Origin of the sequence: Rhodococcus sp. EPR-157, assembly GCF_001647195.1 — a bacterium.
GTDB lineage: Bacteria > Actinomycetota > Actinomycetes > Mycobacteriales > Mycobacteriaceae > Rhodococcoides.
On the sequence record NZ_LVCV01000266.1, the window covers coordinates 1 to 6851 of the forward strand.

At 61.5% G+C, this 6851-nt stretch carries 6 protein-coding genes; all 6 read left to right on the top strand.

Annotated elements, in window-relative coordinates:
- A partial coding sequence (locus A2J03_RS12150) for a ParA family protein (RefSeq protein WP_068373943.1) occupies positions 1–556 on the top strand: 556 nt, incomplete at its 5' end.
- 119 nt (positions 557–675) lie between these two features.
- Entirely contained in the window at positions 676–1434 is a 759-nt protein-coding gene (locus A2J03_RS12155; RefSeq protein ID WP_231912496.1) for a ParB/RepB/Spo0J family partition protein, read from the top strand.
- 320 nt (positions 1435–1754) lie between these two features.
- Positions 1755–2927, top strand: a complete 1173-nt coding sequence (locus tag A2J03_RS12160) for a tyrosine-type recombinase/integrase (RefSeq protein WP_068373952.1) — start codon at positions 1755–1757, stop codon at positions 2925–2927.
- A 187-nt stretch (positions 2928–3114) separates the two neighbouring features.
- On the top strand, positions 3115–4017 hold the full coding sequence (locus A2J03_RS12165; RefSeq protein WP_068373955.1) for a hypothetical protein: 903 nt from the start codon (positions 3115–3117) through the stop codon (positions 4015–4017).
- Positions 4017–4646, top strand: coding sequence for a hypothetical protein (locus A2J03_RS12170; protein WP_094650840.1), 630 nt, complete (start codon positions 4017–4019; stop codon positions 4644–4646). The genes A2J03_RS12165 and A2J03_RS12170 overlap by 1 nt, the downstream gene beginning before the upstream one ends.
- A 125-nt stretch (positions 4647–4771) precedes the next feature.
- Positions 4772–6214 (top strand): IS1380 family transposase, encoded by a 1443-nt coding sequence (locus tag A2J03_RS12175; RefSeq protein ID WP_068373958.1) that lies wholly within the window; start codon positions 4772–4774, stop codon positions 6212–6214.
- The last annotated feature ends 637 nt before the right edge of the window (positions 6215–6851 follow it).

The window sequence follows — 6851 nt, forward strand, 5'->3', positions numbered from 1 at the left end:
GTCTATCGACCCGCAGGGCTCAGCTGTGTGGTGGGCCGAGCGAGTCCAGGACCTTCCGTTCCGTGTCACTCAGATAGACGAGCCAGACATGCTTCGGCATCTTCCCAACTTGGATGGAATCAAACATGTCTACGTTGACACGCCAGGATGGATTGGCGACCGCCCTGGTGCTGTCGACAACGGCACTTCCGGCCAAGCGCTCGACGCAGTACTATCGGTGACCGATCTTGCAATCGTTCCGATAGTTCCCGAGCCGCTGAGCTTCGACCCCACCGCCCGCACCATCTCGAAAGTACTTGAGCCACGCGGAATCCCGTTCAAGGTCGTGATCAACAACTGGGACCCGCGAGATGGCCGGGTCGATCTCGAACAGACTGAAGCCTTCGTTCAAGCGCAGGGTTGGCCCCTCGCAAACACAGTTGTACGCCATTACAAGGTGCACAGCCGCGCGGCAGCTCAAGGGTTGGTCGTGACTGAGTATCCACCCAATCGAGCGTCGTTACAGGCCCGTGAAGACTTTCAGCGTCTTTGCCTTGAGCTTGAAGTTGGTATGTGATGGCGACCTCTCAGAAGTCACGTGGCGGCCGGGTCGATTTCACAAGCTTGGTCAGTTCGGTGGGGGACCGGTCGCCCGTTGATGCGGGCACCCCGGTGGATGGCCAGTTCAGACCAGACGTGCCAATCGCGGAACTCGTTGCCAACCCGCGCAACCCGCGCTCGTCTTTGGGAAGCCTGGACGACCTGTCGTCAATCGCCGAACGACAGCTGCAGCCAGGAACGGTCATAACGAGCGCGCGATGGCTAGAGCTATGGCCGGAAGACAGCGAGGCAATCGGCTCGGCACGCTGGGTCGTTGTCAACGGTTGCCGGAGACTTGCAGCGAGCGAGAAGTTCGGTCGCAAGGGACTGGACGTCGTAGTTCGCGACAGTCTCGCGACCTCTAAAGAATCAGTCTTATGGGCTTCAATAGTTGAGAACCTGGACAGGCGCGACTTCGATGTCGTCGAGGAGGCAGAGGCCGTCAATCTACTGGTTACCGAGCTAGGCAGCGCATCTAGAGCCGCGGTCAAACTGGGAAAGTCCGAAGGCTGGATTTCTCAAAGGCGCGCTCTGCTAAAACTTGAACCTGAGCTGCGCGAGAAACTCCGATCGGGCGACCTCGCAATACGCGATGCACGGGAACTCGCTCAGATTCCATCGGTTGAGCAGGTGGCAGCTTGGTCGTCGCGACAAGAGAAGCAGCCGGGTCCGGGCATCAAAGGGAAGCGACCCCGGCCCGGCGATAGTGACCGACAAAACGGATCACGTACGACTTCCGCCATCCGCGCTCTGACGAAACTCAAGAGCAATCCGCAAGCAGTTGCGACTGCGATCAGGGAAGCGCTCAGCGAAGACGACGTGCAGAAGCTGGTAAGGATGCTGCAGGACGTCTGATCCAGCTGAGATAGCGGCAGCCCCCGGCGGATACCAGCGTTCCCGTCGGGGGCTGTTTCCTGTCCGGACCGGCTCTTGGACCAGGGGAGTGTCGGACGCAGCCCGGCCAACCCCATGCGCGCCCTGGATCAATACCTTCAGGAATCACGGCGTCTAAACGGACACGAAAATTTGGAAGATTTCGAACTCAGCATAGTCACCCTAGATTTTATAGATATCGGCCACGTAAATTGCATTTTCCGCACCGTCTTGGCTGAAACGCCATTTCAGCACAGTTTTCGCTCCGCAGCTCTGTCGGTGACCTGCGCTAGGCTGCCGCTATGGACTTCCGGCCAGGCAAAACACCCGCGGTGAGCACATCGGTCGGCCGTGTGGAACTTGCAACTGCGGCCGTGGAGCCAGAGATCCCACCTGCCATCGCGAAGCGGATCGCGAGAGCGGTGGAATCTTCGCGGTCGGAGGGGACGCGGCGCACCTACGCCGCCGGGTGGCGACGCTTCGCCGGCTGGTGCGAACGCGAGGGACATGCCGCATTGCCGGCGCACCCGGTCACCGTTGCCGCGTATCTCGTCGACGCCGCCGATACCCGCACCGAAGCGGGGGAGCGGTCCTACGCCGTCTCTACCTTCGGAACCTGGATCGCGGCGATCAACCACCAGCACCGCACCACCGGACACCTCTCCCCGTCCGCACACGAACTCGTCACCGCCACCCTGTCCGGGATACGCCGGGAGTACGCCGCCGCGGGGGACCGAGCCCGCACCCCGCGAGACCCGTTGCTTGTCGATGACATCAAACTCCTTGTCGAGACGGCACGGAAGCGGTGTCGCGGGTGGGCCGACGAGGTCCTCGAACGCCGTGACTCGGCAATTCTGCTCCTCGGCTTCGCCGGCGCATACCGCCGGAGCGAGTTGTCGGAGATGGTGTGTGGGGACGTCACTGTGCATCGGTACGACGGCCTCCACATCCGGTTGCGGAAGTCGAAGACCGACCAAGAGGGCAGAGGAGCGGTGAAAGCGCTGCCGTACACCGACTCTCACGAGACCTGCCCGCCATGCGCGTACGTTCGCTGGGTCCAGATCGTCGGCGCATTCGACGTCGGCGGCAGGCCGTCGGTGATTAGGCTGCTCCGTAAGCGGGAGTTGTTCGACGCGCACGTGTGCCGTGGGGGAGTACCTCGCACCGCCGCTCGCGCGCCGCTGTTTCGCGCCATCGCCAAGAACGGAAACCTGGGGGACACTCCGTTGTCCGGAGCAGCAATCCACCAGACCATCCGTCGCCGTGCTGACCACGCGGGCTTCGACCCAACCGCTCTCGCCAAGCTCGGAGGTCATTCCCTGCGCGCTGGGTTTGTCACACAGGGCACCCGCAACGGTGCCGACGGATCCGCCATCGCCCGCCAAACCGGCCACGCCAGCCTCGACTCGGTCGAGGTGTACCGCCGCGAGCACACCCCACTCGTTGGGAATGCCGTCAACGACATCGGCTTATAGCCAGTCTGCCTGGAGGTGACGGTCTCGCGACCCCTAAAGCCGCCGGGTCGCCCTCGTTGATTCGCAACACGTACGTGCTCGCAATTTCGTTGTCGCCTGTCAGAGGCTTTGGAGTCACGGGCTCCATCGCATAGTTAGAACTGTCGGTGCCCAGCTGTAGCCTCCTGGTGAGAAACCGGGAGCAGATATGAACCTTGTAGAACGCCAAGCGATTCTTCGTCGTTGGGTGATGCCGTCGAGCGATTACGAGAAGGACAAGCAGGACCGCGCCCTACGGATGGTCAAGAGCGCCATTGACGCGTGGCCGGCCTTCAATGGCGTGTCGTACCACATCTACGCGAAAGGCTCCTACGCCAACAACACGAACGTCCGCCTCGACAGTGATGTCGACATCGCGGTGCAAAACCGAGAGTGCCTTTACTACGAGTACAACGGCTGCGAGCAACCGTCGAGTGAAGGGACCCCTACATATGACGGCGATTGGACACCGCCACTCTGGCGCGCCGAAATCTTGGCGGCGCTAGATGCAAAATTCCCAGGCGAGGTTTCCGGGTCCGGAGTCGTCGCCATCACCATCGACGAGCACGACGGCACCCGCCCCGACATAGACGTGGTCCCAAGTTTTGACTACGTCCGCTACGACTCGTCCGACCAAACCCGGCAGCATAGAGGCAGCAAGGTGTTCCCGAAAACTGGATCGCCCATTGTCAACTACCCGCAACAGCAACTCGACCGCGGCACGGCCAAGAACGGACGGACCAACGGCCGATACAAGAGATTCGCACGTGCGCTGAAGAGTGCAGAGAACCAATTGGTCGCAGACGGCACCATCAGCGACCTGCCGTCCTACTTCATGGAGTGTCTTATCTGGAATGTGCAGGACGAGATAGTCACGGGTGGGTCGGATCTCAGCGCCGGGTTCAAGTCCGTGCTCGTGTGGCTGTGGAACGGATTGAAGGAAGAGAACTACGTGCGGACAGACTGGGAAGAACCGAACGGGTTGAAGTATCTCTTCCACCCCGGAGCCAAATGGACTCCGGGCGATGCACGTGAACTCGTGCTCGCGACCTGGCAGTACCTGGACTACTAATGTCTAAGGACCAAGCTCGGCTTGTCCGGATCGTCGCCGTTGCAGTCAGCGCGGTTTGGGGCGCTGGGCTTTACCTCAGCGGCGTCGATATCGATGACTCGATGCGACGACTTCTCGCCTACATTCCGTCCGCCTCCGTGTTACTCGCTGTCGCTTTCGACCTCTGGATCTGGAAGTGGCCAGGCGTTCATATATTGGTAGGGCGACCACGTATGGACGGAACCTGGCGCACGACCATCCGGCCGCACCAGAAGAGTCGAATTCCGAAGGGTGGGAACTGGGGGCCGATCACAAGCGCTGTGGTCGTTGAGCAGACGTTCTGGACGATCAGCGTGCGACTGCTGACGGCCGAGAGTTCTTCGATGTCGGAGATCGCATCATTGCGCAACCACGGCGAAAGCAAAGAGCAAACGCTGCTGACCTACACGTACCGAAACGAGCCGCGGGCGGAACACCGCCCGCGGAGCGCTCCGCACCGAGGGGCATGTGAGTTCACTGTCGTCGGAAGACTCCCCAAGTACATCACCGGCACGTATTGGACCGACCGCTTTACGGTCGGAGATATGGACCTGACCTACGTCGACCGAAAGAAGGACCGCCAATCGCTGGCGGATCTACCCCTGTCCTGACTAAACCTGAATGCACCGATTCAGCGACGGTCGGCCGCACGCTCTAAACACGAAATGCCCTGCCGTAGTGAGAGAATTGTTCTTGTCTAGGGAACATTTCAACCACGACGAAGGGCATCTCGCAGATGCAACTATCCCACACCCGACCCGTCGCTGCCGCATCCTTCGACGACCCCAACCTGGTATCCGCGGGCGGGTTGGTGCCGGTGATGGCGTTGGCGCAGCGATCAGGCCTGCTCACGCTCTCCGATGACCATCTGTCGGTTCCGGGCGACACGGGATCCAACGCAGGCCGCAAGATCGGATCTCTGGTCGCGGGCATGGTCGCGGGTGCGGACAGTATCTCCGACATGGCGATCCTGCGGCACGGCGCGATGCACATTCTGTTCGAGCGGCCCTACGCACCCTCGACCTTGGGATCGTTTCTGCGGCAGTTCCGGTTCGGTCACGTCCGCCAGCTCGACGCCGTCGCCTCCCGGCTACTGCTGGCACTGACAGAACGCACACCGCTGCTGGCAGGAATCGATACCGAACCGGTGATGATCGACATCGACGACTCCATCATCGAAGTCCACGGCCACAGTAAACAAGGATCCGGCTACGGTTACTCCGGCGTCCGAGGCCTGAACTCGGTGATCACCACCGTCACCACCAGCACGACCGCGCCGGTCATCACCGCCCAACGCCTCCGCAAAGGCGCCTGCGGGTCCTCTCGTGGTGCCGCACGCATGATCGCCGACACCCTCACCACCGTCGACCGACTCCGCGACGCAGTCACGAAAACCAACACAGACACCGACACCGTGGGCGCATCGCCGAAGCCGTTGTTGCGGGCGGACTCGGCGTATTTCGGATACCCCAGCATCGGTGCCGCGCTGCGCGGCGGCGCGGATGTCTCGATCACCACCGGATTGAACTCGGTGATCAAGACCGCGATCAGCTCGATCGCAGATGACGCGTGGACACCGATCCGATACACCAACTCGATTTACGACACCGACACCCAGCAATGGATTTCGGTCGCCGAGGTAGCGGAGATTCCGTTTACCGCGTTCGCGTCGCAGAAGAAAGCCCACCACACCCCCGGCCGGCTGATCGTGCGCCGCATCCCGGACCTGCGCCCGCGCACAGACCAAGGCCAGGGCGAGTTGTTCGACGTGTGGCGCTTCCACGCGTTCTTCACCACCACCGACCGCGCCGACCTCGACACCGTCGCCGCCGACCGAACCCATCGCCGCCACGCGATCATCGAACAGGTCCATGCCGACCTGAAGAACTCAGCCCTCGCCCACATGCCGTCGGGGAAGTTCTGCGCGAACGCGGCCTGGCTGGTCTGCGCGGTGATGGCGTTCAACCTCACCCGCGCCGCCGCGACACTGACCGGCGAATCGACACTCGCGAAGGCCACGACCGGGACCATCAGGCGCACATTGATTTCGGTGCCCGCCCGGATCGCCTACTCCGCGCGCAGACTCACCCTGCACCTACCGGAGAAGTGGGCCTGGGAAGCGAGCTGGAAGGCATTGTTCGACAGCATGTTCGGGCGAAACGCCCACATTCTCCCCTAACCGAGCAGTCCATACCCGCCCGCAACGCGAAAGACCCAGTGGAATAACCCGACCCCCGAGATCGGGCACCCGAACATGTCCACACCCGAGCCGATCCCGCACAACAATATTCACGGTCACACACTCAGCCCATCGGTGAATTCAGGCTAAAGGACACTTCGGCGGAGCCGTGCAAAAAGTTCGTCCCGTTAGACACTCGACACTCTGAATTGCCCCGAGTTTTCTTGCCGCTTCCACGCTTGCGACATCTCCGGTAGAGGGTCGATTCTTGACTGTAGTAGACCTGCTCGACCGACGGGCGCCGTCACGATCGCTTGCGTAGGTCAAGATGCGTTGACGGTGCGGTAACTGTCGTTGCAGACCCATCCGGTAGGTCATTGGTGGATCCGATTGCTCAGTTCGTCGTTGTGACGTCAGTTGCTCGGACGACGCCTTCAGACAGCACGGACTCGACTGTCTGCGGTAACGACTCGTCTTGCGAAGGTCTCAGGAGAAATGTGCGGCCTGTCAGCCTTATCTGTCGGGAGAGCACTATCCGTCGGCGTTGATCGCTTTGGCGATCTGCACACTGATTCGCTCGTCTGGTCCGACGTGCTGCGACGTAATTCACCCGGGCTAGCTCCTCAGCGTGACTGGA